Origin of the sequence: Streptomyces sp. P17 (assembly GCF_032436805.1) — a bacterium.
Lineage (GTDB): Bacteria > Actinomycetota > Actinomycetes > Streptomycetales > Streptomycetaceae > Streptomyces.
The window spans coordinates 61,714-88,225 of record NZ_JAVRBF010000015.1; the positions used below are offsets into that span (position 1 = coordinate 61,714).

The window sequence follows — 26,512 nt, forward strand, 5'->3', positions numbered from 1 at the left end:
GTGCCGTTCAGCGGAGGTCCGTCACAGCAGGCCGTCCCACATCTGCTCCAGCAGGACCGACCACCAGCTCTCCGGCGAACCGAGCGCCGCCGGGTCGAGGGCGGCCAGCTGAGCCTGGAAGTCGACGGTCCAACGGCCCGCCTGCTCCTGGTTGAGACCGAACCGCAGCCGCCACATCCGGCCGAGCAGCGCCAGACAGCGCTGGAACTCGGGCAGCCCGGTGTTGACGAACTGCGGCGGCACGGGCGCGCCGCCCGGACCCGCCTCCACCGGCACGGCGACGATGTTCGCCGTCCCGTACTGCACACAGACCGCCCGGCCGAAGTCGCTGCCCATCACCAGGTACGAGCCCGCGTCCGAGGCCGGCTGCACCCCGCGCTCGGCCGCCAGTTCCGCCAGCGTCGGCACCGGCCGCCCCGGCTGGGCCTGCGCCCAGAAGAAGGGACCCATGTCCATCGGCAGTCCCGCCGCGACCAAGGTGTGCGCCACGACCGGCGGCACGCCCTGCCGGGACACGGCCGCCTGCTCGAACCGGAACACCCCCGGCCCGAACGCGGCCGCCAGCTCCTGCCCGATCCCCTCCGGCGGCAGCGGCGGCGCGGGCTGCACCTGCGGCAACGGCGCCCGCACCGGCGCGAGCCGCGCGGGCCCGTCCGCCACCTGGTGCAACTCGCCCTGGTGCGCCAGCAGTTGCCGCATCCCCTGCTGCCGGCTCGCGTGGTCCGTGCCGTACGGCGCGATACTCGCGATCCGCGCCTGCGGCCACTGCTCCCGGATCATCCGCGCGCAGTACGCACCCGGCAGCTCGCACGACTCCAGCTCGGTGTGCAGCTCCAGCACCTGGTCCGGCGGCACGTTCATGGCGCGCAGCTCGTGGAAGATCTGCCACTCCGGGTGCGGCGTGCCCGGCGCCGAACGCCGGATCAGCTGCTGTTCGGAGCCGTCCTGCGCGCGGTAGCGCAGCACGGCCTGGTACCCCGGGCCCACGGTCGGCTGACCGGTGGGCTGCTGCGGGTAGCCGTACGCCGGGGGCTGCTGACCGGGCATGGGCACGGGCATCGGCTGACCCGGCGGCGGCATGGCGCCGGGCGGCATCGGCGGCTGGGGAGCGCCCGGTGCCATACCGGGGGCGCCCGGAGCACCGGGGGCGTGCGGCGGCGGGGGCGCGCCGGGGCCGCCCACCGGCGGCGCGGACAGCACGGTCTCCGCGTGGTGCACGGCACCGCGCCCACCACCGGGAGCGCCACCCGCACCGGGGGCACCCGGCATGCCCGGGGCGCCAGGGGGCTGCGGCGCGCCGGGGGCGCCGGGCATGCCCGGGACTCCGGGTGCGCCGGGCGGGTTCGGCAGGCCCGGGGCGCTCGGCGCACCAGGCGGGCCCGGAGGCTGCGGTACGCCGCCGCCCCCGCCCAGCTGACTCGGGTCGGCCAGCATCGTGGCCGCGTGGTGAACACCGCCCGGAGGCGTCCCACCAGGCGCACCCGGCGCACCGGGCGGCTTGGGGGCGCCCGGAGGCTGCGGCGCGCCCGGACCGCCCGGACCGCCCGGCCCGGCCGGGCCGTCGGGACCGAGCGCGGACACGAGTTGCGTGGGCACGTACCCGCCCGCCGGTGTACCCGGCGCGCCCGGACCGGACGGCGCGGGCGGCGGCGTGGCCGGACGCGCGCCCGGTGCTCCCGGGGCGCTGGGCGGAGGCGGCGGAGTCGCCCCGCCCCGCGCACGACGCGGCGGAGGCGCCGCCTTGCTCGTCGCGGCGTCGGCGATGTCCCCGGCGTTCGGCGCGAGCGGCCGACCCGGCGCACCCGCACCGGCCCCGTCAGGGGCGGCACCCGCTCCGCCCTGCGGGTAGCCGTAGGAGGACGCGCCCACGGGCGGCGGAGGCGTGGCACCCGGCGCGGGGGCGCCCGGAGGGGGCGTACCCGGCCCGCCTGCACCACCCGGGCCCTGCGGATAGCCGTACGACGACGCACCGGGCGCCGGCGTACCGCCAGGCACACCGGAGGCGCCAGGCACAGACGGAACTCCGGGCGCACCGGGAACCCCATGCGCCGGCGCACCCGGATCATCAAGCGCCGGTGCCACCGCCGTCCGCGGCAGCTGGCTGCCCCCCGACATCAACGCCGTCTTCGCATCCGGAGCCGCAGGCGGCGGCGTGTTGTCGTCCACCTCGCTCAGCGGCGGCGCGAACACGGTCGCGGGCAGCGGAACGGAACGGTCCTCACCGGCGTCCGCGTTGGTGTCCGTACCTGCCCAGGGAGTCGCCCCGACCGGCGCACCGTGCGCCCCCGAAGCCACGCCCGCGCCCCTCTGCGCCCCGGCACCACCACCGTCATCACCCGCACCGGCATCCGGCCAAGCCGCACCCCCACCGGACGCAACAGGCGCCCCCGGCACAGGAGTCGGCGCACCACCAGCAGCAGACCCGGCACCAGCGCCCGCACCCGGCACCCCGGCCTGCGTCTCAGGAAGCCCCCCGCCGCCGGCACCGGACCCCGTACCCGAGCCAGATGCCGCGGCCGCAGCCGCACCCCCCGAGGTGTCCCCACCCCGACGCCCGGGAATCCCCATCTGATCCGCCGCCTCCTGCAACCACTCCGGAGGAGTCAGCAGGAACGACGTCTGGTTCAGATCCACCCGCGCCGGAGCCGCCGACGCCGGTTCCGGGGCCGTGTCCGGGCGGCCGTACTCCTCCTCGTAGCGGCGGACCACCTCACCCACCGGCAGCGAGGGCCACAGGGTCGCCTCGCCGCTGTCCCGGGCGATGACCAGCCGCTGAGCGCCGCCGTCCGAGCGCGGTCCGTCCGAGCGGTCCTCGGCCCAGACCACGAAGCCGAGCTCGAACTCCCGTACCCGCACCTCGCGATGCTGGTACGACGGCACATCGCCGTTGACCCATTCCTCCGCGCGCTCCTGCGCCTGAGCGAACGTCACCATCGCGAAACTCACTCCCCGGACACGGAAGTAGACACGGGCACGGCACGGGCGAAACCGCCGTCGACCATCAGGTTCGCCACCGTCTCCAACTCGGGCGGGGAGCCCGCAAGACGGGAGAGGAAGACATCGAAGTCGTCGCCGCAAGGCAGGAGCAGCCGCTCCACCCGTTCCGCCGGCGACCAGGACGGATCGACGTCCCGCGCGTCGTCGTACGCGCAGAACCACACCGAACCGATTCCCTCGCCCTTCACCTTCACCGCCAGCAGACCGCCCTGGACGAAGCCGACGCCCAGATAGTCCTTGGTCAGATGGTCACGCAGGCACTTGTTGACGTAGACCAGGTCATTGACCGCCGCCTCGTCGCGCACCGTGAAGAACGGCTGGTCGATCAGCAGCCCCAGCTCCGCGTCCAGCGCCGTCCCGACCGGCGCGCAGCCGCCCGCCGCCTTCAGGAACGAGCGGTACGCGCCCGGCAGCCGGTACCCGAGGTCCTCCTCGACGCCCAGCACCTGCGACTCGCTCACCGCCACACCCGACTTGGGCAGACCGACATGCGCGGGACGCGTCTCCTGGAGGGGCCGCGTGCCCCGCTTGTTCTGGTCCACCGGCGCCGTCGCGACCCCGCCGTGATGCCGCAGCAACGCCTTGACCTCGACCGGAACCAGCTCAAGACGCCGTGAACCCACCGCGTGGTGCCAGGTCCAGCCGTGCGGAGTCGCCACCGACGGCACCGTGTCCCACAGTTCATGACCGGAGGCCGCCAGCGCCGCGTTCGCCGACACATAGTCCGTCAGACGCAACTCGTCGACACCGAAGCCCTCCGGCGGCTCCGCGATCTCCGCGGCGGCCCGCGCGTAGGGCGAGAAGTCGGGATAGCCGTGCTCGTCGATCCGCACCCCTCTCGGGTGACGGGCGGCCCGTACCGGGTCCGGGAAGTGCACGACCTGCCCGGCGTAGGCGGCGTTCGGCGGCGCGGCTCGCTGCCCGAGCCGACCTGTCGTCATGGCGGTTGCCCCCTGCGGCGTTCTGGTACGGCACGCAATGACCCTCCTCGGCCACTACGCCCCGTATCGACTGTCTCCACGCGTCAACCGCATGGATCGCGGTGCCGACAGCCTATGCGGTACGACGACGCCGGTCACCGGGCACCGGTCAGGGCCCCTCCGCTTCCGTGACCAGCCGTCACCCCGCCGTGACAGCCCGCCCAAACCCGGGCGTGTCGCGCCGCCCCAGCTTCCGCACCGGCCACGGCATTTGGCACTCTGTGTCGTCCGGGGGATGCACGGAGGGGATGACGATCATGAACGCGACGCAGACAGGACCACACCGAGGCCCGAAAACCAGGCCGTCCGGCGACCCCCGTATCGGCTGGAGCGCCACCGAGGCCCCGCACGCTCCCGCCCTGCGCCACCGTCGTGACGGCATACTCCCCACCGTCGCCGCCGCCCTCTCGGTACGCGGCGCCACCCTCACCGGCACCGCCGCCCGCGGCGACCAGCCGCCCGCGCTGCACCCGCTCGTCCAGGACTTCCTGGACACACTGACCAGCGCCCAACGCGACCGTTTCACCGGCCGCTGCGCCGAGACGATCCTGATCTCCCGGCACATCGCCGCCGCCGACGCCGCGCGCGGCAAACGTGCCGCCCGCAAACCGATGACCAACGGCGAGGCGCGCAAGGCCCTCAAGCAGGCCAAGCTCACCGCCCGCCGCATCCGCGAGGACGGCGACCCGCTGCACGGCAGCTTCGCCGCCCCCTGCCGCGCCTGCACCGCCCTCAGCGCGCACTTCGGCGTCCGCGTGGTCGATCCCACGACCGCCGACGACTGACACCAGACCCAAAAGCCGGACACTCCGGACTCCCGCACGATCGAGGGCAGATGCACCCAGACCGCACGTCCACCACCCGCTTCCCGGTGCCCGTCGACGCCGCCCTGCGCGCCGCCGGCTGGCAGCCCGGACGCTGGGACATCAAACAGGCCGAGATCTGGGCCGACGCCCTGCGCGACCACGCCTCGCCCGCCGGGCACCGGCACACCGTCTTCCCCGCCGCGGTGGAGGCATGGGCGGAGTTCGGCGGACTGCACATCACCCCGCCGGGCCCCGGCCGCCAGGTCGCCCCGGCCAGCGTGCACCTCGACCCGCTGCACGGCCTGCACATGGCCCGCACCCTCGGCGACCTCGGCCGCGCCCTCGACACCGAGGTCTGCCCGCTCGGCGCCGAGACCGACACCGCGGCCCTGCTCGCCATCGACGCCGAGGGCCGCGTCTACACCCTCGACCACACCGGCGACTGGTACCTCGGCCCCGACATCGACACGGCCCTCACCACGCTGGTCGCGGGCACCGAGCCGGTACGGCTCACCGCGGGCTGAGCCGCCACAACAAGCCGTAAAGAGCCACAAAAAGCCATCAGGCCGCCGGAATCACCGCCGACACCCGGAACCCCCCGGCGTCCGTCGGGCCCGACACGAACACCCCGCCCAGCGCGGAGACCCGCTCCTTCATCCCCACCAGACCGTTGCCGCCCGACGGCAGCCGCGCCGAGGACGCGGACGCCACCTCCGGCGGCGGCTCGTTCTCCACCTGCATCGCGATCTCCGAGACCCGGTGAGCGAGCCGGACATGCGTCTTCGCCCCCGCCGCGTGCTTGTGGACGTTGGTCAACGCCTCCTGCACCACGCGGTATGCCGTCTGCTCCACCTCGGGCGCGTAGCCGCGTACGTCGCCCTCGACCGAAAGGTCGACCACCATCCCCGCCGCCGCGGACTGCCCGATCAGCTCGTCCAGTTCCGACAGACACGGACCGTCGGCCGACGCCCCCTCGTCCTGCGCGGCCCGCGAAGCCGCCGCGGCGGCCGCCGCGCCGACCGCCGCCAGCGGCACCACCGGACGCCGCCCGGCGACACCGTCACTGGCGCGCAGCACCCCGAGCATCTCCCGCAGCTCGGTCAGCGCCTGCCGGCCCATGTCCCCGACCAGAGCGGCATTCTTGACCGCCTTCTCCGGATCCTTGCGCGCGACCGCCTGGAGCGCCGCCGCATGCACCACCATCAGGCTCACCCGGTGCGCGACGACATCGTGCATCTCCCGCGCGATCCGCGTGCGCTCCTCGCCACGCGCCCACTCCGCCCGCTCCTCGGCGCGCTCCGCGAGCAGTTGCAGCTCCCGCTCCAGGCTGTCCGCCCGCTCCCGCAACGACTCCATCAGCCGGCGCCGCGCGCCCACGTACAGCCCGAGCAGCAGCGGAGGCGCGGTCATCCCCAGCGATGTCGTGATCGCACCGAACGGCACGAACCAGTCCCCGAACTGCAGATCGCCCTGGTCCACACCCTGACGCAGCCACACGAACGTCACGATCAACATGCCGACCTGGGACATCCCGGCCAGCGCCGCGATGATCCGCCGGGGCAGCTCCGAGGCGGCCAGGGTGTACAGGCCGACGATGATCATCAGGAAGCCCATCTGGGCCGGCATCACGGCGATCGAGACGAGCACGACCGCGATCGGCCACCTCCGCCGCACCACCAGCACCGAACCGGCCAGCACCCCGAACAGCACACCCACGAACGACGGAATCCCCGCGTCCGCCGCAAATCCAAAACCCCTCGCCCCGCACTCCAACGCGGACACCGCGGCCAGACCTATGTCCAGCACCGCACTGCGCCACTTCACCCACCACCACGGCCCCGCCCCTGCCGGGACCGCGGCGTGGTCTTCCCCCGTCGTGGTCATGCCTCCAGCCTACGGGCGGGGGCCGCCGCTTTTCCGGCGAGTTTCGCCGACTGGCCTACACCACATCGTTCATCCCCGGAACCGAGGATTCCGGGCGGCGGGGGCCTCAGGGCGGCCACGCACACCGTCGCATCCACGGCACCTGGTACGGCATAGTGGTGTCCGTGCGCGCAGCCGATCAACGAGATCGGACACCGCGCGCGAACCATCCCGGATCGTCTAAGGGCAGGACAAACGGTTTTGGTCCGTTGAATGAGGGTTCGAATCCTTCTCCGGGAGCTCACCACGGGCCCTGACACCTGCGTCAGGGCCCGCTCCCATAACCCCCACGAAACGCCCCGGTATCCTGCGGATGTCACCCCTCCCCATCCCAAAAGCCGAAGGGCAACCCCGTGAGCGCCATTCGCCCGGCAGCCGTCGTCGTTCTCGCAGCGGGTGAGGGCACCCGTATGAAGTCGGCCACACCCAAGGTCCTGCACGAGGTCTGCGGACGCAGCCTCGTGGGTCATGTGCTCGCCGCCGCGCGTGAGTTGCAGCCCGAGAATCTCGTCGTGGTCGTCGGCCACGCGCGCGAGAAGGTCACCGCGCATCTCGCCGAGGTCGACGCCGAGGTGCGTACGGCCGTGCAGGCGCAGCAGAACGGCACCGGGCACGCCGTACGGATGGCCCTGGAGGAGCTCGGCGGCACGGTCGACGGGACCGTCGTAGTCGTGTGCGGCGACACCCCGCTGCTCACCGGCGCCACTCTCCAGGCCCTCGCCGCCACCCATGCCGCGGACGGCAACGCCGTGACCGTGCTGACCGCCGAGGTGCCGGACGCGACCGGTTACGGGCGGATCGTGCGGGACGGGGCCTCGGGTGCTGTCACGGCGATCGTCGAGCACAAGGACGCCAGCGAGTCGCAGCGGGCGATCCGGGAGATCAACTCCGGGGTGTTCGCCTTCGACGGGCAGTTGCTCGCGGACGCGCTCGGCAAGGTCCGTACCGACAACAGTCAGGGCGAGGAGTATCTGACCGACGTCCTCGGGATTCTGCGCGAGGCGGGGCACCGGGTCGGCGCCTCGGTCGCCGGTGACCACCGGGAGATCGCGGGCATCAACAACCGTGTGCAGCTCTCCGAGGCACGGCGGATCCTGAACGACCGGCTGCTCACCGAGGCCATGCTGGCCGGCGTGACGGTCGTGGATCCCGCGACGACCTGGGTCGATGTCACGGTGACCTTCGAGCAGGACGCGCTTGTGCACCCGGGTACGCAGCTGCTGGGCGCCACGCACCTCGGTGAGGGTGCCGAGGTGGGGCCGAACTCGCGGCTGTCGGACACCCGGGTGGGTGCCGGGGCGCGCGTCGACAACACGGTGGCGGACGGGGCCGAGGTCGGCGCGGGGGCGACGGTCGGGCCGTTCGCCTATCTGCGGCCGGGCACGCGGCTGGGCGCGAAGGGCAAGATCGGCACGTACGTCGAGACGAAGAACGCGTCCATCGGCGAGGGAACGAAGATTCCGCATCTGTCCTACGTGGGTGACGCGACGATCGGTGAGTACACGAACATCGGTGCCGCCAGCGTCTTCGTGAACTACGACGGCCAGGACAAGCACCACACGACGGTGGGGTCGCACTGCCGTACCGGTTCGGACAACATGTTTGTGGCTCCTGTCACGATCGGGGACGGCGCGTACACCGCCGCCGGGTCCGTGATCACCAAGGATGTGCCGCCCGGTTCGCTGGCCGTGGCCCGTGGTCAGCAGCGGAATATCGAGGGCTGGGTGGCCCGTAAGCGTCCGGGGAGCGCGGCGGCGAAGGCGGCCGGGGCGGCGTCCGGGGAGCCGGAAGGCGCAAGCTGACTGGAAACAGGTGCGTCTGGGACGGCGTACCGTGATAAGTGCACATCCGCACCTAACCAGCTGAGACGGCCGCTCGCACCAGCCGGTGACGGGCTCGGTGCGGCCTCTCGACATCCAGCTGAGACACCTCTGAGGAGACAGTGCTGTGACCGGGATCAAGACGACCGGCGAGAAGAAGATGATGTTCTTCTCCGGCCGCGCCCACCCCGAGCTTGCCGAGGAGGTCGCCCAGCAGTTGGGTGTCGGGGTCGTCCCGACGAAGGCCTTCGACTTCGCCAACGGCGAGATCTATGTGCGCTACCAGGAGTCGGCGCGTGGTGCGGACTGCTTCGTGATCCAGAGCCACACGGCTCCGATCAACCAGTGGATCATGGAGCAGCTGATCATGATCGACGCGCTGAAGCGCGCGTCGGCGCGCTCCATCACGGTCATCGTGCCGTTCTACGGTTACGCGCGGCAGGACAAGAAGCACCGCGGTCGTGAACCGATTTCGGCGCGTCTGATCGCGGACCTGATGAAGACGGCGGGTGCGGACCGGATCCTGACGGTGGATCTGCACACGGACCAGATCCAGGGCTTCTTCGACGGTCCGGTGGACCATCTGTTCGCGTTGCCCCTGCTGGCGGACTACGTGGGCCGCAAGGTGGACCGCGAGAAGCTGACCGTGGTCTCGCCGGACGCCGGCCGGGTGCGGGTCGCCGACCGCTGGTGCGACCGTCTCGGCGCGCCGCTGGCGATCGTGCACAAGCGGCGTGACAAGGACGTGGCGAACCAGGTGACCGTCCACGAGGTCGTGGGTGAGGTCAAGGGCCGGGTGTGTGTACTGGTCGACGACATGATCGACACCGGTGGCACGATCTGCGCCGCGGCCGACGCGCTGTTCGCGCACGGCGCGGAGGACGTCATCGTCACCGCCACCCACGGTGTGCTCTCGGGTCCCGCGGCGGACCGTCTGAAGAACTCGCGCGTGAGCGAGTTCGTGTTCACCAACACCCTGCCGACGCCGGGTGAGCTGGCGGACGACCTCGACAAGATCACGGTGCTGTCCATCGCGCCGACGATCGCGAGCGCGGTGCGCGAGGTGTTCGAGGACGGTTCGGTGACGAGCCTGTTCGACGAGCAGTAAGCCGCTTGATCAATTTTCGTACGGCCTCCCCCGCCGAGTAGACTGCTGAAGTTGCTCGGCGAGGGAGGCCGTACTCATTGAGGCACACTCAGTGGGGTACGGCGATCCGTTATCGACGCGCTCTTCGTAGCAGGCCGTTCGTGGCCGGGTGACCCTGTCCGTTTCTCACCCATACGAGGAGTGATCACTATGTCCGAGGTGAAGATCGCCGCCGAGACGCGCACCGAGTTCGGCAAGGGTGCCGCGCGCCGCATCCGCCGTGACAGCAAGGTTCCCGGTGTGCTGTACGGCCACGGTTCGGACCCGCTGCACCTGACCCTGCCGGGCCACGAGCTGCTGCTGGCGCTGCGTACGCCGAACGTCCTGATCGCCCTGGACATCGACGGCAAGACCAACGAGCTGGCGATCCCGAAGGCCGTGCAGCGTGACCCGCTGAAGGGCTTCCTTGAGCACGTCGACCTTCAGCTCGTGAAGCGTGGCGAGCAGGTCAACGTCGAGATCCCGGTGCACACCGAGGGTGAGCTGGCCGCCGGTGGCAACCTGCTGGAGCACGTGCTGAACGCGCTGCCGGTCGAGGCCGAGGCCACGCACATCCCCGAGTCCGTCACCGTGTCCGTGGAGGGCCTGGAGGCCGGTGCCTCCATCCTCGCCAAGGACATCACCCTGCCCAGCGGTGTGAAGCTGGCCGTCGACGGGGACGCGGTCGTCATCCAGGTCCTGGCCGCGCAGGCCGAGGAGGCCCCGGAGGGCGAGGCCGAGGGCGAAGAGGTCGCCGAGGCCTGATCCTCACCCTCTGTTTTCGGTTCGTCAGCCGCTGCTTCCTCCGGGGAGCGGCGGCTGGCGCGTATCAAGGAGACATGTACGTGACTTCCGACCCGAGCGCCCCCTGGCTGATCGCAGGCCTCGGCAATCCAGGACCCGAGTACGCCATGAACCGGCACAACGTCGGGTTCCTGGTGGTGGATCTGCTGGCCGAGCGGATCGGGGGGAGGTTCAAGCGGGCCGGTAAGGCGCAGGCGCAGATCGTGGAGGGGCGGATCGGACCGCCGGGGCCGATGAACCGGCGGGTGATCCTGGTGAAGCCGATGTCGTTCATGAACCTCTCCGGGGGTCCGGTGAACGCGCTCAAGGACTTCTACAAGGTGCCTCTCGCCAACATCGTCGCGATCCATGACGAGCTCGACATCGACTACGGCACGCTGCGGCTGAAGCTCGGCGGCGGGGACAACGGGCACAACGGTCTGAAGTCGATGACGAAGGCGATGGGTGCCGACTACCACCGGGTGCGGTTCGGGATCGGCCGGCCGCCCGGGCGGATGCCGGTCGCGGACTTCGTGCTGCGGGACTTCTCCTCGACCGAGCGCAAGGAGCTGGACTACTTCGTGGACCGGGCGGCGGACGCGGTGGAGTGTCTGGTCATCGAGGGACTGGAGCGGGCTCAGGGGACGTACAACTCGTAGCCGAACAAACAGGGTTCCCGCCCAGGCCGACATTGACTTTCAGCAAGGCGATGGCCAAGGATCGCGGCCATGCCTCCCGCCGTCATGTCCAGCCAGGGCGCCGTCATCGCACTGCGGTTCGGACGCGCCGCGGCCATGGGTACGGTCGCGGCGCTGATCCTGATCGGGGGCGTGTGGGCGTCGTGGGGGACCGCCCAGCACGTGATGCTCACCAAGGGACGCGAGAGCGGCACCGTCGAGGTGACCCGCTGCGCCGAGGACACCTGCACCGGCCCGTACTCCCCCCTCTCCCAGGGCTCGCAGCCCCGGGACCGAGTCGTCCTCGACCACACGGCCGCGGTCCGCAAGGGCCAGACCTACACGGTCGTCATCAAACCGGGCTCCGACGACGTCGTCCGCTCCGGCCCGTCCGGCATCCTCTACGCCTGGGTCCCGCTGGGCGGAGCACTGCTGCTGGCCTCGGTCGTGGTGGCGGGCGGCCTCCGCCGCACCCGGGCCGCCTGGGCCCTGGCCGGCACCGGGATCGCGCTGCTCACGGCGGCTTTTCTGACGGTCTGAGCGGAGTTTCGGCGCTGCTCCGGCCGTGACTCCGTGAAGAAACCGAGTGTTGTCTGTTCGTGATTGACCCGGGGTCAGGCGCGGCTGGAAGCTGAGCCGCCCCCTCCACATCTTCCCGTTCGTTTCACGAAGATGGACTGCCCATGCGTACCCTCACCCGCGCCGGCGCCGTGTCCGCCGTCGCCGCGGCGGCGCTGCTCGTCGCCCCCGCCGCCCACGCCACCCCCAACGGGGACAACGGCACCGTGAAGATCCACGACGCCACCACCGACGAGGAGCTCCGCAAGAACGAGCCCCGCGTCTGCTCCTTCTACCTCGACGCCTTCGGCTTCGACGGCGGCCAGCAGGTCGACTGGCGCATCGAGGCCTGGGCCCCGACGGCCGACGTCAAGGGCGAGACCGTGAAGTCCGGCGAGCTCACCCTGGACGCCGAGGGCCAGGGCCGCAGCGAGGACATGACGCTGCCCGACGGCCACTACAAGCTGTTCTGGAACTTCGAGGGCGAGAAGGGCTCCGCCAAGCACAAGGTGTTCTGGACGGACTGCGAGAAGTCCGAGGAGTCCGGCAGCCCGGCCCCGAGCACGAGCACGAGCGCCGGCCCGGGCACCGAGCCGTCCGCCTCTCCGAGCGCCTCCGACGAGGCGGCCGCCCCGAGCGCCTTTGCCGCGCCGTCCGCTCAGGGCGGCAGCGGCGCCGAGGGCGACCTCGCCGAGACCGGCAGCGGCGCCCCGGTGGGCCTGCTGAGCGGGATCGCGGCCGCCCTGGTCGCCGCGGGCGGGTTCCTGATGTACCGCCGCCGCAAGGCCTGACGCAGGACCCTTGCGCAGGACATGAGGGTGCCCCCCGAGAGCCTCGGGGGGCACCTTCGCGTTCCGGGCCGGGTCAGCCGGTGTTGCGCAGGCCCGCCGCCACGCCGTTCACCGTCAGCAGCAGCGCCCGGGACAGCAGCGGATCCGCCGGCTCACCCGCGGCCGCCGCGTCGCGCTGACGCTTGAGCAGGGCGACCTGGAGGTAGGAGATCGGGTCCAGGTAGGCGTCCCGGATGGCGAACGTCTGCTTCAGCACCGGGGTGGCGTCCAGCAGCTCCGCCTCGCCCGTCACCCTCAGCACCTCGCGCACGGTCAGCTCGTGCTCGGCCTTGATGGTCTCGAACACGTGCTTGAGCTCGTCGGGGACGAGGGTGTCGACGTAGTGCTGGGCGATCCGCAGGTCCGTCTTGGCGAGCGTCATCTCGACGTTGGAGATGAAGTTGCGGAAGAAGTGCCACTGCTCGTGCATCTCGACGAGCACGGTGTCGAGACCGGCTTCCCGCAGCGCCTTGAGCCCCGAGCCGACGCCGAACCAGCCCGGCACGATCTGCCGCGACTGGGTCCAGCCGAACACCCACGGGATGGCGCGCAGTCCGTCGAGGGAGACACCCGAGCCGGGGCGGCGGGAGGGCCGCGAGCCGAGGTGCAGGTCGGCGAGCTGGTCCACCGGCGTCGACGCGAGGAAGTACGTCGGCAGGTCCGGGTCCTCCACGAGGCGGCGGTAGGCGGCGTGGGCGGCGTCGGAGACCACGTCCATCGCCGCGTCCCAGCGGGCGAGCGCCTCGTCGGACTGGCGCGGGGCGGTGTGCAGGGCGGACGCCTGGAGCGTGGCCGCGACGGTCAGCTCCAGGTTCTCCCGGGCCAGCGACGGCACCAGGTACTTGTCGGAGATGACCTCGCCCTGCTCGGTCACCTTGATCTCGCCCTCCAGGGTGCCCCAGGGCTGGGCGAGGATCGCGTCGTGCGAGGGGCCGCCACCGCGGCCGACGGTGCCGCCCCGGCCGTGGAAGAGACGCAGGCGTACGCCGTAGCGGTGCGCCACGTCACGCAGCCGCCGCTGCGCCCGGTGGATCTCCCACTGGGACGTCGTGATGCCGCCGAACTTGGAGGAGTCGGAGTAGCCGAGCATGACCTCCTGGACATCGCCCCTGAGCGCCACCAGACGCCGGTAGGACGGGTCGGAGAGCATGTCCTCCAGGATCGTGTCGGCGGCCTTGAGCTCGTCCGTGGTCTCCAGCAGCGGCACGATGCCGATCTTCGCCCAGCCCGCGTGCAGATCGATCAGACCGGCCTCGCGGGCCAGCACGGCGGCCGCGAACACATCGTCGGCGCCCTGGCACATCGAGATGATGTACGACTCGATGACCTCGGGCCCGAAGACCTCCAGCGCCCGCTTGACGGTCTGGAAGACCCCGAGCGTCTTCTCCCCGGCCGCGTCCACCGGTGCGGGCGTGGGCGCGAGAGGACGGCGGGACCTCAGCTCCTTGGCGAGCAGCTTGCCCCGGTAGTCGCGCGGCATGTCGGCGTACCGCCAGGACTCCTCGCCGAGCCGGTCGAAGAGCTGGCCGAGGGCGTGGTGGTGGGCGTCGGCGTGCTCGCGGACGTCCATGGTGGCGAGCTGGAGGCCGAACGCGGACAGGGTGCGGATCGTCCGGTTCATCCGGCCCTCGGCGAACAGTCCCCCGCGGTGCTCGCGCAGCGAGGTCTGGATCAGCGTCAGGTCGCCGATCAGCTCGCTGGTGCCCAGGTAGTCGCGGCCCGGCTCGTGCGGGATGCCCTTGGCCAGGCGCGTCTTGGTGTTCTCCAGCTTCTGGCGGATGCAGGTGGCCTTGAGCCGGTAGGGCTCCTCGGCGTTCAGCCGCTTGTAGCGCGGGCTGATCTCCGGCAGCGCCTCCAGGTCGGCCTGGAGGGAGGCGAGCAGTTCCTCGGTGGCGCCGGAGTAGCGGATGGAGTTCGACAGGAAGCCGCGCAGCTCGTCGATCATCTCCAGGGCGTCGTTGATGCCGTGCTCGTGCTGGAGGATCAGCACGTCCCAGGTGACCTGCGGGGTGACGTTCGGGTTGCCGTCGCGGTCGCCGCCGATCCAGGTGCCGAAGGTGAGCGGCCGGGTGTCGTCGGGCAGCTGCACGCCGACCCGCTCCAGCTCGGCGGTGAGATCTTCCAGTACGTCCCCGACGGCGCCGGCGTGCAGCTCGTCGAGGTAGTAGATGGCGTTGCGGGCCTCGTCGGCGGGCTCGGGGCGGACGACGCGCAGTTCGTCGGTCTGCCATACGAGGTCGATGTTCTCCGCCAGACGGGTGTCGTAGCGCCGGCGGTCGGCCTCGATGACCGGGGTCTCCAGAAGCGCGGCGATGCGCCGGAGCTTGTTCAGCACCGACCGGCGCGCGGCCTCGGTGGGGTGGGCGGTGAACACCGGGCGGACATTGAGGTTCTTCACCGTCGCGCGCAGGTGCTCGGGGTCGGCGTCCTTCAGCCGGTCGGCCGTACGGGCCAGCAGACCGCCCTCGGCGGCACGCTTGGCGCGCAGCTCGCGGCCGCGGTGCACCTGCTCGGTGACGTTGGCGAGGTGGAAGTAGGTGGAGAAGGCGCGGACCAGCTTGGCCGCGGTGTCGAGTTCGGTGCCGCGCAGCAGCTCCGCGGCGGCCTCGCCGTCCTCGCGGGTGAGTCGGCGCACCCTCTCGACCAGGTCGAGAAGCTCTGGACCCTCCTGCCGGACGAGAGTCTCGCCGAGGAGATCACCCAGTCGCCTGATGTCGGCGCGCAACTCGCTGCTGGTCGACGTGGTGCTCGTAGTCAGGTCGTCGGCACTGCTCACAGGTGCGGCTCCTTGCAGTGTTGAAGCTCGTCCGGGAGGGGAACCCGGAGCCACGTCTCGCGCGGCGGCTGCCGCATACGGGCCGGGCATCCGGGAAGAAATCAGAGCGGACCGCGCTGTCCGACCGCAACCAAGGATAGGTGTCCGTGCGGACGCGCAGGCCCGCGGGCTCTTGCCGCCGGGCGACGCGCTGCCATACTTACGACGCCGTAGGTTACGGAACCGTAGAGACCGTTGGAACGGAACCAGGGAACGGTTCCCTCGACCACCCGGCATCTGACTCACCACCCTCGACCCCACAGGGGACGCCCATGACCACGAGCTCCGATGTGATCGAAGACGCCCCGCAGGCGAACGACGACACCCCCGCCACCTCAGCAACGCTCGGCGGCGAGAAGAAGGGGTCGCTCGAACAGTTCGCGCTGCTCCTCTTCATCGTCGTCCCGTTCCTGGCGCTCGCCGCAGCGGTGCCGCTGGCCTGGGGCTGGGGCGTGAGCTGGCTCGACCTGGGTCTGCTGGTCTTCTTCTACTACCTCGCCTGTCACGGCGTCACGATCGGCTACCACCGCTACTTCACCCACGGCTCCTTCAAGGCCAAGCGCCCGCTGCGCATCGCGCTCGCCATCGCGGGCTCGATGGCGGTCGAGGGCCCCCTCGTCCGATGGGTCGCCGATCACCGCAAGCACCACAAGTTCTCCGACGCGGAGGGCGACCCGCACTCCCCGTGGCGCTACGGGGAGACCCTCCCGGCACTGCTGAAGGGCCTGTGGTGGGCGCACATCGGCTGGATGTTCGACGAGGAGCGCACCCCGCAGGACAGGTACGCACCGGACCTGATCAAGGACCGGGCGATCCGCACGATCTCCCGTCAGTTCATCTGGTGGACGATTCTCTCGCTGGCCCTGCCCGCCCTGATCGGCGGCCTGGTGACGATGTCCTGGTGGGGCGCCTTCACGGGCTTCTTCTGGGGCTCGCTCGTCCGGGTGGCCCTGCTGCACCACGTCACCTGGTCGATCAACTCCATCTGCCACGCCGTCGGCAAGCGTCCCTTCAAGTCGCGGGACAAGTCGGGCAACGTGTGGTGGCTGGCGGTCCTGTCCTGCGGTGAGTCCTGGCACAACCTGCACCACGCCGACCCGACATCGGCGCGGCACGGGGTGATGCGCGGGCAGGTGGACTCCTCCGCGCGGCTCATCCGCTGGTTCGAGCTGGCGGGCTGGGCGTACGACGTGCGCTGGCCGTCACGCTCGCGTATCGATTCACGCCGGAAGAGCGCGGAAGACGGCTCCCGAAGCGGGGCGGAGGCCGCGAGGGCGGCATGATTGACGCCGTGGCGACCGACTCCAGCAGTACCCCGAACGAGAAGCCGCGGCGTGCGCGTCGCACCCGGATGACCGGTGCGGAGCGCCGTCAGCAGTTGCTGGAGATCGGTCGCACCCTCTTCGCCGCGAAGGGCTTCGAGGGCACGTCGGTGGAGGAGATCGCGGCGAAGGCCGGGGTCTCCAAACCGGTGGTGTACGAACACTTCGGCGGCAAGGAGGGCCTGTACGCGGTGGTCGTGGACCGCGAGATGCGCCGTCTGCTGGACATGGTCACGAGCTCCCTGACCGCGGGCCATCCCCGCGAACTGTGCGAGCAGGCGGCCTTCGCGCTCCTGGACTACATCGAGGAGTACACGGACGGCTTCCGCATCCTGGTCCGTGACTCCCCCATCCCTCAGTCGACGGGCTCCTTCGCCTCCCTGATCTCGGACATCGCCACCCAGGTGGAGGACATCCTGGGCCGCGAGTTCAAGAGCCGCGGCTTCGACCCCAAGCTGGCCCCCCTCTACGCCCAGGCCCTGGTCGGCATGGTCGCACTGACCGGCCAGTGGTGGCTGGACGTCCGCCGCCCGAAGAAGGCGGAGGTGGCGGCCCATCTGGTGAACCTGGCGTGGCACGGCCTGGACGGCCTGGAGGCCAAGCCGCACTTGATAGGGCGAAGGAAGAGCTGAGTAAAGGTTGCTCTAGATTAACCTTGTGCCACAATTAGCGCATGACTGAGATTGCGATCAGCGCGGCCCGTGCCCAGCTCGGTGACCTGGTCCGCCGCGCGGCCCACGGCCGGGAGACCATCGCCCTCACCGACCACGGCCACGTGGCCGCGCTCCTCGTCTCGCCGCAGGTGATAGAGGATCTCGAAGACGCCCTCGCCGTCGCGGACTATCAGCGGCGCAAGGCGGAGGGCACGCTGGGCGAGGGCGTCCCGCACGAAGAGGTGGGCCGCATGCTGGGGCTGCGCCCGTGACCTACCGCATCACCTGGGAACCTGCCGCGACGAACGCGGCGGCAGGGTTCCTGGAGGACGACCCCACCGGACTCGCGTCCGTCTACGAAGCCGTCGACGGGCTGGCGAAGGTGCCACGCCCCACAAACTCCACCGCCTATGGCCCCGGCATCCGACGCTTACGCGTGGGGGACTACCGCGTCCTGTACGTCATCGACGACGACGTGATCCGCATCCTCGTCACCCACCTGGGCCGGACCCCGTAATCGCCACAGGCTCCAGGAACTCCAGCCGGTTTCCCACCGGATCCTCCGAGTAGAAGCGCCGGTGGCCGGGCAGATGGGCGTCCCAGGTCACCGGCGCCCCCTGCGCCTCCAGCCGGACGGCGTACGCCTGGATACCCGCCACCCGCAGCCCCGGGTGGGCCTTGCGCGAGGGACGGAAACCGTCCTCGATCCCCAGGTGGAGCTGCACCGCTCCGGCCTGGAACCAGCACCCGCCACGCACGGCGAGGGCCGCCGGCTCGGGGATCTCGGTCATCCCGAGGACGCCGACGTAGTACGCCCGCAGCCGCTCCTCGGAGCCGGGCGGCGCGGCGAGCTGGACGTGATCGAGCGCGGTGATCATCACGCCTCCTTGCGGGCGACCGCGAAGATCCGGCGGAAGGGGAACGGAGTCCCGTGCGGCCCCGCCGGGTACGCCTCGCGCAGGGCCACGCGGTACTCCTCCACGAAGGCGTCCCGGGCCTCCGGATCGTCCGCGAGGGCGGAGAGGACGGGCAGGAGGCCCGTGCCCTTCACCCAGTCCAGGACGGGGTCCTCGCCGGTCAGCAGATGGATGTACGTCGTCTCCCACACGTCCGCCGCGCAGCCGAGGCCGGTCAGCCGCTCCAGGTAGGCCCCCGGCGTGAGCACCGCTCCGTCGTGGCGCAGGGCGTCGGTGAGTCCGTGCCCCTGCGCCAGCTCGCGCATCAGCCGGTGGCTCGGTGAGTCGAAGTTGCCCGGCACCTGGAAGGCGAAGGTGCCGCCGGGGGCGAGCCCGGCGATCCAGTCGGCGAACCGGTCCGCGTGGCCCGGGACCCAGTGCAGCGTGGCATTGCTGATGATCAGGTCGTACGGCTCCGAGGGCACCCAGGTGCGCACGTCCGCGTGGGCGAAGTCGAGGCGCTCCCCGCCGTGGTCCACGTGCGCCTTGTCGAGCATCTCGGCGGAGTTGTCGTAGCCGGTGATGCGCGCGGTGGGCCAGCGCTCGGCGAGGAGGGCGGTGACATTGCCCGGGCCGCAGCCCAGGTCGGCGATGCGGGGCCGGTCGCCGGGGAGCTCGGGGACCCGGGCCAGGAGGTCCGTGAAGGGGCGGGCCCGATGGCCGGCGTGACGCAGGTACTGGGCGGGGTTCCAGGTGGGAGTCGTCATGACGGTCATCCTCCTCCATATTTACCTTCACACCAAGATGCTTGATATCAAGAGACTTCATGTCGACACAACCACTACACTGATCGTCATGGAGGACGAGGTCGATCGGCTGGTCGCGGCGTGGCGTCGGGAGCGCCCGGACCTCGACGTGGAACCGCTGGAAGTGCTCAGCCGCGTCAGCAGGCTGGCCCGGCACCTGGACCGCGCACGCCGGCTGGCCTTCGCCGAGCACAGTCTGGAGCCCTGGGAGTTCGATGTGCTCACCGCGCTGCGGCGCGCGGGCACGCCGTACCAGCTCTCCCCGGGACAGCTGCTGACGCAGACCCTGGTCACCTCCGGCACCATGACCAACCGCATCGACCGGCTGGCGAAGAAGGGCCTGGTGGAGCGCCTCCCCGACCCCAGCGACCGCCGGGGCGTACTGGTCCGGCTCACCGACGAGGGCCGGGACCGCGCGGACCAGGCCCTGGCCGGACTGCTGGACCAGGAGCGCGCGATCCTCGCGGAGCTCTCCCGAGCGCAACGGGGTGAACTGGCGGGGCTGCTACGCCAGTTGACCGCCCCGTTCGACAACATCCCCGGCTAGACGCTCCGCTGGGAGAGCCGATCGGGAGTGCCGCGAGGGGTTCGTCTGCGGTCTGCGGCGCCGCTGTGGATGGTCGCGCCCACGCGGCGGTAGCCGCACATCGCGATACAGCCCCGCGCCCCTGGGGAGCCGCCGAACCGTCCCCTGACCTGCTACGCCAACTGACCGCCCCGTTCGACCACATCCCCGGCCAGATCCACCGGCCCTACCCCCGCCCGGCGCGCCAGCGCGACCGCGGCCAGGGTGGAGTGGACGCCCAGCTTGCCCAGCACGTTCTGCATATGTGTGCGGACGGTGTGCGGGGAGAGGTACAGGCGTTCGGCTACCGCCTTGCGCCCCAGGCCCGCCACCATGCACCGGAGCACCTCCCGCTCGCGCGGGGTCAGCGACTCCACAAGACGCTCGCTCTCGGTGCGGTGCTTGCGCGCGGCGGTCAACTCGCGCAGAACGCCGGTGAGCAGGGCGGGCGGGAGATGGGTCTCCTCGCGCAGCACCCCGCGGATGACGGTGAGCAGCCGGGACAGCGAACAGTCCTTGGCCACCCAGCCGGACGCCCCGGCCTGCAGCGCGAGCGCCGCCCGCCGCGGGTCGTCCTTCTCCGCGAGCACCACGATCCGCACACCGGGCTGCCCGGTGCGCACCCCGGCGACGAGGGAGATGCCGTCGACCAGACCGTCCTCCCCCACCTCCTGGACCGGCACGGCCGGCCGCACGCCCGGTATCCCGCCCCCCAGGTCGGCGTCGACGAGCAGGACGTCGTACCGGCGCCCCTCGGCGGCGGCGCGCTCCAGGCTGCGCAGCGCGGCCGGGCCGCTGCCCGCGGCGGAGACGTCGACGTCGGGCTCGGCTGCCAGGGCGGCGGCGAGCGACTCGGCGAAGATACGGTGGTCGTCGACGACCAGAACGCGGATGCGAACCACTGATACCCCCACTGGTCCGGTGAACGAAGACCGGCGCGGGTACGACACCCAGGGGTAGTCGCAGAGCCGCACGGCCGCCGCCGTGCAGAAACTGGTACCCCCACCACGGGCGTCGTACCCGACTGTCTCGCCCCCTGATCAGCACCGGCCCCCACCGGCACTGTTCATCAGAGTACGGGCGGGGGCCCGGAGCGGAAGGTAATTTGCAGAACTGGCCCGTCGACGCGTTTATGGTGAGCCGCATGTTCCGAATGGAGACAGAAGTCGACAAGGAGCGGCGCGATCTTCTTCGCGCCCGGCTGCGGGACACCAACACCGCCGCCTCCCCCGTCCTCGGCGCGATGCGCGGAACCCCAGGTGAACGTGAACTCCCGGTCCACGTCTGGATGTTGGACGCCGAGGGCGGTCTGGCCGGGGGGCTCGTCGGGCACACCTGGGCGACCTGGCTCCATGTGACCTACCTCTGGGTCGACGAACGCCACCGCGGCGCGGGGCTCGGTTCGCGACTGCTCGCCGAGGCGGAGCGCGTGGCGCGCGAGGAGCGGGGCTGTGCTTCCGTACGCCTGGAGACATGGGACTTCCAGGCGCCGGAGTTCTACAAGCGGCAGGGGTACGACGTGGTGTGCGTGATCCCCGACTATCCGCCGGGGATCACGGAGTTCACGCTGACCAAGCGGATCGGCTGAGGCGCCGGGCGCCTGCCGCCGGGACCGCCTCGAAGACGCGCGGGGCGGTGAACCCGGCGGCCGTGAACGCCTCCTGGACCGCCTTGGTGATGGTGTCCACGTCGGCCGCCTCGGCCAGCACGATCGCCGAGCCGCCGAAGCCGCCGCCCGTCATCCGGGCGCCCAGGGCGCCGGCCGCGAGGGCGGTGTCGACGACCAGGTCCAGCTCGGGGCAGGAGATCCGGAAGTCGTCGCGCAGCGAGGCGTGCCCCTCGACCAGCACGGGGCCGATCGCGCGGGTCTCGCCGGACTCCAGCAGGGAGACGACCCGCTCCACCCGGTGGTTCTCCGTCACGATGTGGCGGACCAGGCGGACGATCTCCTCCTCGTCACCGAGGCGTTCCAGCGCCGCGTCGAGTCCGTCGTAGGGAACGTCCCTGAGCGCGTCGACGCCCAGCAGTGCCGCGCCCTTCTCGCAGCCCGCGCGGCGCTTGCCGTACTCGCCCTCGTTGTGGGCGTGCTTGACGCGGGTGTCCACCACGAGCAGGCGCATGCCCTCGGCCGCGAGGTCGAAGGGGATCTGCTTCTGGGAGAGGTCCCGGGTGTCGAGGAAGAGCGCGTGGCCCGCCTCGCAGCAGGCGGAGGCCGTCTGGTCCATGATCCCGGTGGGGGCCCCGACGTAGACGTTCTCGGCGCGCTGGCACAGGCGGGCCAGCTGCCGGCGCTGGAGGCCGAGTTCGTACAGGTCGTTGAGCGCCAGGGCGATCACGACCTCCAGGGCCGCCGAGGAGGACAGGCCCGCGCCCGCCGGGACCGTCGACGCCAGGTGGACGTCGGCGCCGGTGACCGGGTGCCCGGCCTCGCGCAGGGCCCAGACGACACCGGCCGGGTACGCGGTCCAGTGCCGGTCCGTCTTTGGCGCGAGGTCGTCGAGACGCAGCTCCACCACCCCGCCCTCGACGTCCGCCGAGTGCAGGCGCAGAACGCCGTCCGTGCGCTTGGAGACGGCCGCGACGGCCGTGTGCGGCAGCGCGAAGGGCATCACGAAGCCGTCGTTGTAGTCGGTGTGCTCACCGATGAGGTTGACGCGGCCGGGCGCCGACCAGACTCCTTCGGGCCCGGTTCCGTAGAGCTCGACGAAACCGTCCCGCACCTGCTGCCCCACTACTGCTCCCTTGTGATCTTCTGCGCGAACTCCCAGGCGTCCGCGACGATCCCCGCGAGGTCGGCGCGTGAGGGGTTCCAGCCCAGCTTCTCGCGGGCCGCGGCGGCGGACGCCACCAGGACCGCCGGGTCGCCGCCCCGGCGCGGGGCCACGATCTCGGGGACCGGGTGCCCGGTCACCTTGCGCACCGTCTCGATGACCTCGCGCACGGAGAAGCCGTGGCCGTTGCCGAGGTTGCAGATCAGGTGCTCGCCGGGAGTGGCCGCCCGGACGGCCAGCAGGTGGGCCTCGGCCAGGTCCGCGACGTGGATGTAGTCGCGCACGCAGGTGCCGTCCGGCGTCGGGTAGTCGTCCCCGAAGACCGAGATGGCGTCCCGGCGGCCCTGCGCCACCTGGAGGACCAGCGGGATGAGGTGCGACTCGGGGTCGTGGCGCTCGCCGAACTCGCCATAGGCACCGGCCACGTTGAAGTAGCGCAGCGACACCGCGGCCAGGCCGTGGGCTGCCGCCTCACCCGTGATCATGTGGTCGACGGCGAGCTTGGAGGCACCGTAGGGGTTGGTCGGCTTGGTGGGCGCGGTCTCCACGATCGGGACCTGCTCGGGCTCGCCGTACGTGGCCGCCGTGGAGGAGAAGACGAGCTTGCGGACGCCCGCCTCGCGCATCGCGCCGAGCAGGGCCATGGTGCCGCCGACGTTGTTGTCCCAGTACTTCTCGGGCTTCACGACCGACTCGCCGACCTGCGAGGAGGCGGCGAAGTGCAGCACGGCCTCGTAGGAGGGGTCCAGCCACTTGGCCGCCTCGCGGATGTCGCCCTCGACGAGGACGGCGCCCGCGGGGACGCCCTCACGGAAGCCGGTGGAGAGGTTGTCGAGGACGGTGACCTCGTGGCCCGCCTCCAGCAGATGCTGGGCGACCACGCTGCCGACGTATCCCGCCCCGCCCGTCACCAGGTACTTCATTGACTCGCTACCTCTCGCAGTCGCTGGGCCGCGCGCTCCGGCGGCACGTCGTTGATGAACACGCTCATGCCGGACTCGGAACCCGCGAGAAACTTCAGCTTGCCGGAGGTTCGGCGAATGGTGAAAAGCTCAAGGTGAAGCGCGAAGTCGTCACGGACGACGCCGTCGAACTCCTCCAGCGCCCCGAACGGCGCCTGGTGCCAGGCGGCGATGTAGGGCGTCGGAGGCTCCTGGTCACCGAAGATCCGGTCGAAGCGCTTCAAGAGTTCCAGATAAACCCTGGGGAATTCTGAGCGCGCGTCCTCGTCGAGCGCGAGCAGATCCGGCACCCGGCGGCGCGGGTACAGGTGGACCTCGTACGGCCAGTGCGCGGCATAGGGCACGAACGCGACCCAGTGTTCACTCGCGAGGACGACCCGCTCACCCGCGAGTTCACGCTCCAGGACGGCGTCGAAGAGGTTCTCGCCGCCGGTGGCCTCCTTGTGCTGGGCGAGTTGCCGCAGCATCAGGGCGGTGCGCGGGGTGGTGAAGGGGTAGGCGTAGATCTGCCCGTGCGGATGCCCGAGGGTCACGCCGATCTCGGCGCCGCGGTTCTCGAAGCAGAACACCTGCTCGACGGAGGGCAGATGGGACAGCTCGGCGGTGCGGTCGGTCCAGGCGTCCAGCACCAGACCCGCCTGCTCCTCGGTGAGGTCGGCGAAGGAGGCGTTGTGGTCGGAGGTGAAGCAGACCACCTCACAGCGGCCGGAGTCACCGGCCAGCGAGGGGAAACGGTTCTCGAAGACCACGACGTCGTACGAGGAGTCCGGGATCTCGCTCAGGCGGTCGCCCTGCGAGGGGCACAGCGGGCACTCGTCGGCCGGCGGGTGGTAGGTCCGGCCCTGGCGGTGCGAGGCGACGGCGACCGAGTCGCCGAGCAGCGGATCCCGCCGGACCTCGGACGTCGTGACGGTGCGCTCCAGCGGCCGCCGGTCCACGGCGTCCCGCACGCGGTCGTCGCGCAGGTCGTAGTAGATCAGCTCGCGACCGTCGGCCAGCCGGGTCGAGGTCTTCTTCACCACTGGGCTCCTTCACTCAAACATAACCAAACACAAGTAACCATAACTCGACAGTCACGTCAACGCCGGAATCAAACAAACCTGAACGACAGAAGGGTTCAATGACGGGATGCAAAGCCCCACGAAAGCCGCATTCCTCGCCGCCGAGCTACGGCTCCCCACCAACTGGCTCGACTACACGATCCTCGGCATCTACTTCGTCGTCGTGCTGGGCATCGGCTTCGCGGCCCGCCGCTCGGTGAAGACGAGCCTCGACTTCTTCCTCTCGGGGCGCTCGCTGCCCGCCTGGATCACCGGCCTCGCGTTCATCTCCGCCAACCTCGCCGCCACCGAGATCCTCGGCATGGCCGCCAACAGCGCGCAGTACGGCGTCTACACCGTGCACTGGTACTGGATCGGCGCCATCCCGGCGATGGTGTTCCTGGGCCTGGTGATGATGCCGTTCTACTACTCGTCGAAGGTCCGCTCGGTCCCGGAGATGCTGCTGCTGCGCTTCGACAAGTGGGCGCATCTGCTGAGTTCGGCGCTGTTCGCCTTCGCCGCCATCCTGATCTCCGGGGTGAACCTGTACGCCCTGGCGATCGTCGTCGAGGCGCTGCTGGGCTGGCCGCAGTGGGTGGCGATCGTGGTGGCGGGTGCCTTCGTCCTCGCCTACATCACCCTCGGCGGTCTCTCCTCCGCGATCTACAACGAGGTCCTGCAGTTCTTCGTGATCCTCGCGGCCCTCATCCCGATCGTCGTGCTCGGTCTGAAGAAGGTCGGCGGCTGGGACGGTCTGACGGATTCGCTCACAAAGACACACGGCGCCGACTTCACGACCGCGTGGGGCGGCACGGGCATCGGCAGCGACAACCCGCTGGGCGCCAACTGGCTGACGATCGTGCTCGGTCTGGGCTTCGTGCTGAGCTTCGGCTACTGGACGACGAACTTCGCGGAGGTCCAGAGGGCCCTGTCGGCGAAGAACCTCTCAGCGGCCCAGCGCACCCCCCTGATCGCCGCGTACCCGAAGATCTTCATCGTCTTCCTGGTGATGATCCCGGGGCTGACGGCGGCGGCACTGATTCCCGGCTTCGGCACCGAGGAGTCGGGCTACCAGTACAACGACGCGATCCCCTACCTGATGGAGCAGCTGCTGCCCAACGGCGTCCTCGGCATCGCGGTGACCGGCCTGCTCGCGGCCTTCATGGCGGGCATGGCGGCCAACGTCTCGTCCTTCAACACGGTGTTCACGAACGACATCTGGGGGCGGTACGTGGTGAAGGGCCGCGAGGACGGCTACTACGTCGGATTCGGCCGCCTGATCACGGTGATCGGCGTGTGCGCGTCGGTGGGCACGGCGTTCCTGGCGTCGTCGTTCTCGAACATCATGAGCTACCTGCAGACCCTGTTCTCCTTCTTCAACGTGCCGATGTTCGTCGTCTTCATCGTCGGCATGTTCTGGAAGCGGGCGTCCGCGGTGTCCGGCTTCTGGGGCCTGCTCGCGGGCACGGTCGCCGCGATGCTCAACTACTTCTGGATCTACAAGCAGGGCATCGTCGACATCCCCTCCGACCAGGGCGCCAACTTCGTCTCGGCGATCGTGGGCTTCGTGGCGGGCGCGGTGGTCATGGTCGTGGTATCGATCTTCACCAGGCCGAAGCCGATGGCGGAACTCCAGGGGCTGGTCTACGGCACCCGCTCCCCCGGCATGTCCGAGGCGCCGGCCGAGGGCGACGACGCCTGGTACCGCAAACCGGCCCTGCTGGGCTGGGGAGCGATCATCCTGGCGGCCGCCTGCTACATCCCGTTCTCGTTCTGACTCTCCGTTTCGCGGGAGGATGGAGAAACCATGTCCGACCACTCCGAACACCACGGATACTCCGAAGAGGACGTCCAGCGGGAAGTCACCGAGCTGCAGGCCAAGTCCGCCACCGCGGCCCGCATCTTCGACCTGCGCCGCATCATCGGCGGCCTCTTCGTCATCTACGGCGTGATCGTCACGATCGCCGGCATCAACCCCTCGGACGCCACCCTGGACAAGGCCGAGGGCGTCAACATCAACCTCTGGACCGGCCTGGGCATGCTGCTGCTCGGCATCTTCTTCCTGGTGTGGCTGAAGCTGCGGCCTACGGTTCCGCCGCCCCCGGAGGTCCTCGTACCGGAACAAGCGCCGAAGGACGAGTAGCCGGGACGGGGGTGCCCTACGGCGGGAAGACGGGAGTGC

General features: G+C 70.8%; 26 protein-coding genes and 1 tRNA gene. 17 read left to right on the forward strand and 10 right to left on the reverse strand.

Translation table 11 applies throughout. The features are described from left to right. Positions 1-21: 21 nt before the first annotated feature. Positions 22-2,934 (reverse strand): SUKH-4 family immunity protein, encoded by a 2,913-nt coding sequence (locus RMT89_RS12420; protein WP_315883762.1) that lies wholly within the window; start codon positions 2,932-2,934, stop codon positions 22-24. Between the two features lie 8 nt (positions 2,935-2,942). Beyond that, a complete protein-coding gene (locus tag RMT89_RS12425; protein ID WP_315883763.1) occupies positions 2,943-3,938 on the reverse strand; it encodes an SMI1/KNR4 family protein in 996 nt (331 codons plus the stop codon). 287 nt (positions 3,939-4,225) lie between these two features. Here RMT89_RS12425 and RMT89_RS12430 point away from each other — a divergent pair, with 287 nt between their 5' ends. Both RMT89_RS12430 and RMT89_RS12435 read left to right on the forward strand, forming a co-directional pair. Continuing rightward, positions 4,226-4,762: a YwqJ-related putative deaminase gene (locus RMT89_RS12430; protein WP_315883764.1), complete on the forward strand. Its 537-nt coding sequence runs from the start codon at positions 4,226-4,228 to the stop codon at positions 4,760-4,762. Positions 4,763-4,812: 50 nt separating this feature from the next. Next, a complete protein-coding gene (locus tag RMT89_RS12435) occupies positions 4,813-5,307 on the forward strand; it encodes an SUKH-3 domain-containing protein (RefSeq protein WP_315883765.1) in 495 nt (164 codons plus the stop codon). A gap of 37 nt (positions 5,308-5,344) precedes the next feature. On the opposite strand, the gene RMT89_RS12440 is transcribed toward RMT89_RS12435, so the two are convergent. Continuing rightward, positions 5,345-6,667 carry a histidine kinase gene (locus tag RMT89_RS12440; RefSeq protein ID WP_315883766.1) on the reverse strand — a complete coding sequence of 441 codons (1,323 nt, stop codon included), beginning with the start codon at positions 6,665-6,667 and terminating at the stop codon, positions 5,345-5,347. A 208-nt stretch (positions 6,668-6,875) separates the two neighbouring features. On the opposite strand from RMT89_RS12440, the gene RMT89_RS12445 reads away from it, so the two are divergent. From RMT89_RS12445 to RMT89_RS12475, 7 genes are all read left to right on the forward strand, one after another. Beyond that, positions 6,876-6,946 (forward strand) — tRNA-Gln (locus RMT89_RS12445). Between the two features lie 113 nt (positions 6,947-7,059). Continuing rightward, entirely contained in the window at positions 7,060-8,508 is a 1,449-nt protein-coding gene (glmU, locus tag RMT89_RS12450; RefSeq protein WP_315883767.1) for a bifunctional UDP-N-acetylglucosamine diphosphorylase/glucosamine-1-phosphate N-acetyltransferase GlmU, read from the forward strand. 145 nt (positions 8,509-8,653) lie between these two features. Further along, positions 8,654-9,634: a ribose-phosphate diphosphokinase gene (locus RMT89_RS12455; RefSeq protein ID WP_315883768.1), complete on the forward strand. Its 981-nt coding sequence runs from the start codon at positions 8,654-8,656 to the stop codon at positions 9,632-9,634. Positions 9,635-9,823: 189 nt separating this feature from the next. Next, positions 9,824-10,417, forward strand: a complete 594-nt coding sequence (locus tag RMT89_RS12460) for a 50S ribosomal protein L25/general stress protein Ctc (RefSeq protein WP_315883769.1) — start codon at positions 9,824-9,826, stop codon at positions 10,415-10,417. 74 nt (positions 10,418-10,491) lie between these two features. Further along, complete coding sequence (gene pth / locus RMT89_RS12465) at positions 10,492-11,094, forward strand: aminoacyl-tRNA hydrolase (protein WP_315883770.1); 603 nt, start codon at positions 10,492-10,494, stop codon at positions 11,092-11,094. A gap of 69 nt (positions 11,095-11,163) precedes the next feature. Beyond that, the gene (locus RMT89_RS12470) at positions 11,164-11,652 is read left to right on the forward strand and encodes a hypothetical protein (RefSeq protein ID WP_315883771.1); all 489 of its coding nucleotides are present in this window, start codon (positions 11,164-11,166) and stop codon (positions 11,650-11,652) included. A gap of 143 nt (positions 11,653-11,795) precedes the next feature. Further along, complete coding sequence (locus RMT89_RS12475; protein WP_315883772.1) at positions 11,796-12,461, forward strand: LPXTG cell wall anchor domain-containing protein; 666 nt, start codon at positions 11,796-11,798, stop codon at positions 12,459-12,461. A 73-nt stretch (positions 12,462-12,534) separates the two neighbouring features. Here the strand turns inward: RMT89_RS12475 and ppc are convergent, their stop codons facing one another. Next, positions 12,535-15,276 (reverse strand): phosphoenolpyruvate carboxylase, encoded by a 2,742-nt coding sequence (ppc, locus tag RMT89_RS12480; RefSeq protein WP_315883773.1) that lies wholly within the window; start codon positions 15,274-15,276, stop codon positions 12,535-12,537. A gap of 311 nt (positions 15,277-15,587) precedes the next feature. Between ppc and RMT89_RS12485 the strand changes: the two genes are divergently transcribed. Genes RMT89_RS12485 through RMT89_RS12500 form a run of 4 tightly spaced genes read left to right on the forward strand, consistent with a single transcriptional unit; the run spans position 15,588 to position 17,807 of the window. Further along, a complete protein-coding gene (locus RMT89_RS12485; protein ID WP_315883774.1) occupies positions 15,588-16,598 on the forward strand; it encodes a fatty acid desaturase in 1,011 nt (336 codons plus the stop codon). Further along, positions 16,595-17,269, forward strand: a complete 675-nt coding sequence (locus RMT89_RS12490) for a TetR/AcrR family transcriptional regulator (protein WP_315883775.1) — start codon at positions 16,595-16,597, stop codon at positions 17,267-17,269. The genes RMT89_RS12485 and RMT89_RS12490 overlap by 4 nt, the downstream gene beginning before the upstream one ends. 41 nt (positions 17,270-17,310) lie before the next feature. After that, the gene (locus RMT89_RS12495) at positions 17,311-17,562 is read left to right on the forward strand and encodes a type II toxin-antitoxin system Phd/YefM family antitoxin (RefSeq protein WP_315883776.1); all 252 of its coding nucleotides are present in this window, start codon (positions 17,311-17,313) and stop codon (positions 17,560-17,562) included. Further along, positions 17,559-17,807: a type II toxin-antitoxin system RelE/ParE family toxin gene (locus tag RMT89_RS12500; RefSeq protein ID WP_315883777.1), complete on the forward strand. Its 249-nt coding sequence runs from the start codon at positions 17,559-17,561 to the stop codon at positions 17,805-17,807. Before RMT89_RS12495 ends, RMT89_RS12500 begins: the two co-directional genes overlap by 4 nt. Here the strand turns inward: RMT89_RS12500 and RMT89_RS12505 are convergent. Further along, positions 17,782-18,168 carry a glyoxalase gene (locus RMT89_RS12505; RefSeq protein WP_315883778.1) on the reverse strand — a complete coding sequence of 129 codons (387 nt, stop codon included), beginning with the start codon at positions 18,166-18,168 and terminating at the stop codon, positions 17,782-17,784. The genes RMT89_RS12500 and RMT89_RS12505 overlap by 26 nt on opposite strands. After that, positions 18,168-18,953, reverse strand: coding sequence for a trans-aconitate 2-methyltransferase (locus tag RMT89_RS12510; RefSeq protein ID WP_315883779.1), 786 nt, complete (start codon positions 18,951-18,953; stop codon positions 18,168-18,170). Before RMT89_RS12510 ends, RMT89_RS12505 begins: the two co-directional genes overlap by 1 nt. Positions 18,954-19,041: 88 nt before the next feature. Here RMT89_RS12510 and tamR point away from each other — a divergent pair, with 88 nt between their 5' ends. Further along, positions 19,042-19,539 carry a MarR family transcriptional regulator TamR gene (gene tamR / locus RMT89_RS12515; RefSeq protein ID WP_030941878.1) on the forward strand — a complete coding sequence of 166 codons (498 nt, stop codon included), beginning with the start codon at positions 19,042-19,044 and terminating at the stop codon, positions 19,537-19,539. Positions 19,540-19,691: 152 nt separating this feature from the next. On the opposite strand, the gene RMT89_RS12520 is transcribed toward tamR, so the two are convergent. Next, a complete protein-coding gene (locus RMT89_RS12520) occupies positions 19,692-20,459 on the reverse strand; it encodes a response regulator transcription factor (RefSeq protein WP_315883780.1) in 768 nt (255 codons plus the stop codon). Between the two features lie 230 nt (positions 20,460-20,689). Here RMT89_RS12520 and RMT89_RS12525 point away from each other — a divergent pair, with 230 nt between their 5' ends. Next, on the forward strand, positions 20,690-21,145 hold the full coding sequence (locus RMT89_RS12525; RefSeq protein WP_315883781.1) for an N-acetyltransferase: 456 nt from the start codon (positions 20,690-20,692) through the stop codon (positions 21,143-21,145). Here RMT89_RS12525 and galK read toward each other — a convergent pair. The 3 genes from galK to galT are packed head-to-tail and all read right to left on the reverse strand — an operon-like array spanning position 21,120 to position 24,309. Further along, positions 21,120-22,289, reverse strand: a complete 1,170-nt coding sequence (gene galK / locus RMT89_RS12530) for a galactokinase (protein ID WP_315883782.1) — start codon at positions 22,287-22,289, stop codon at positions 21,120-21,122. The genes RMT89_RS12525 and galK overlap by 26 nt on opposite strands. After that, a complete protein-coding gene (galE, locus tag RMT89_RS12535) occupies positions 22,289-23,251 on the reverse strand; it encodes a UDP-glucose 4-epimerase GalE (protein WP_315883783.1) in 963 nt (320 codons plus the stop codon). Before galE ends, galK begins: the two co-directional genes overlap by 1 nt. Beyond that, complete coding sequence (galT, locus tag RMT89_RS12540) at positions 23,248-24,309, reverse strand: galactose-1-phosphate uridylyltransferase (protein WP_315883784.1); 1,062 nt, start codon at positions 24,307-24,309, stop codon at positions 23,248-23,250. The genes galE and galT overlap by 4 nt, the downstream gene beginning before the upstream one ends. Positions 24,310-24,418: 109 nt before the next feature. Between galT and RMT89_RS12545 the strand changes: the two genes are divergently transcribed. Beyond that, positions 24,419-26,107, forward strand: coding sequence for a sodium:solute symporter family protein (locus RMT89_RS12545; protein ID WP_315883785.1), 1,689 nt, complete (start codon positions 24,419-24,421; stop codon positions 26,105-26,107). Between the two features lie 30 nt (positions 26,108-26,137). Further along, a complete protein-coding gene (locus tag RMT89_RS12550) occupies positions 26,138-26,473 on the forward strand; it encodes a hypothetical protein (RefSeq protein ID WP_315883786.1) in 336 nt (111 codons plus the stop codon). Positions 26,474-26,512: the final 39 nt, after the last annotated feature.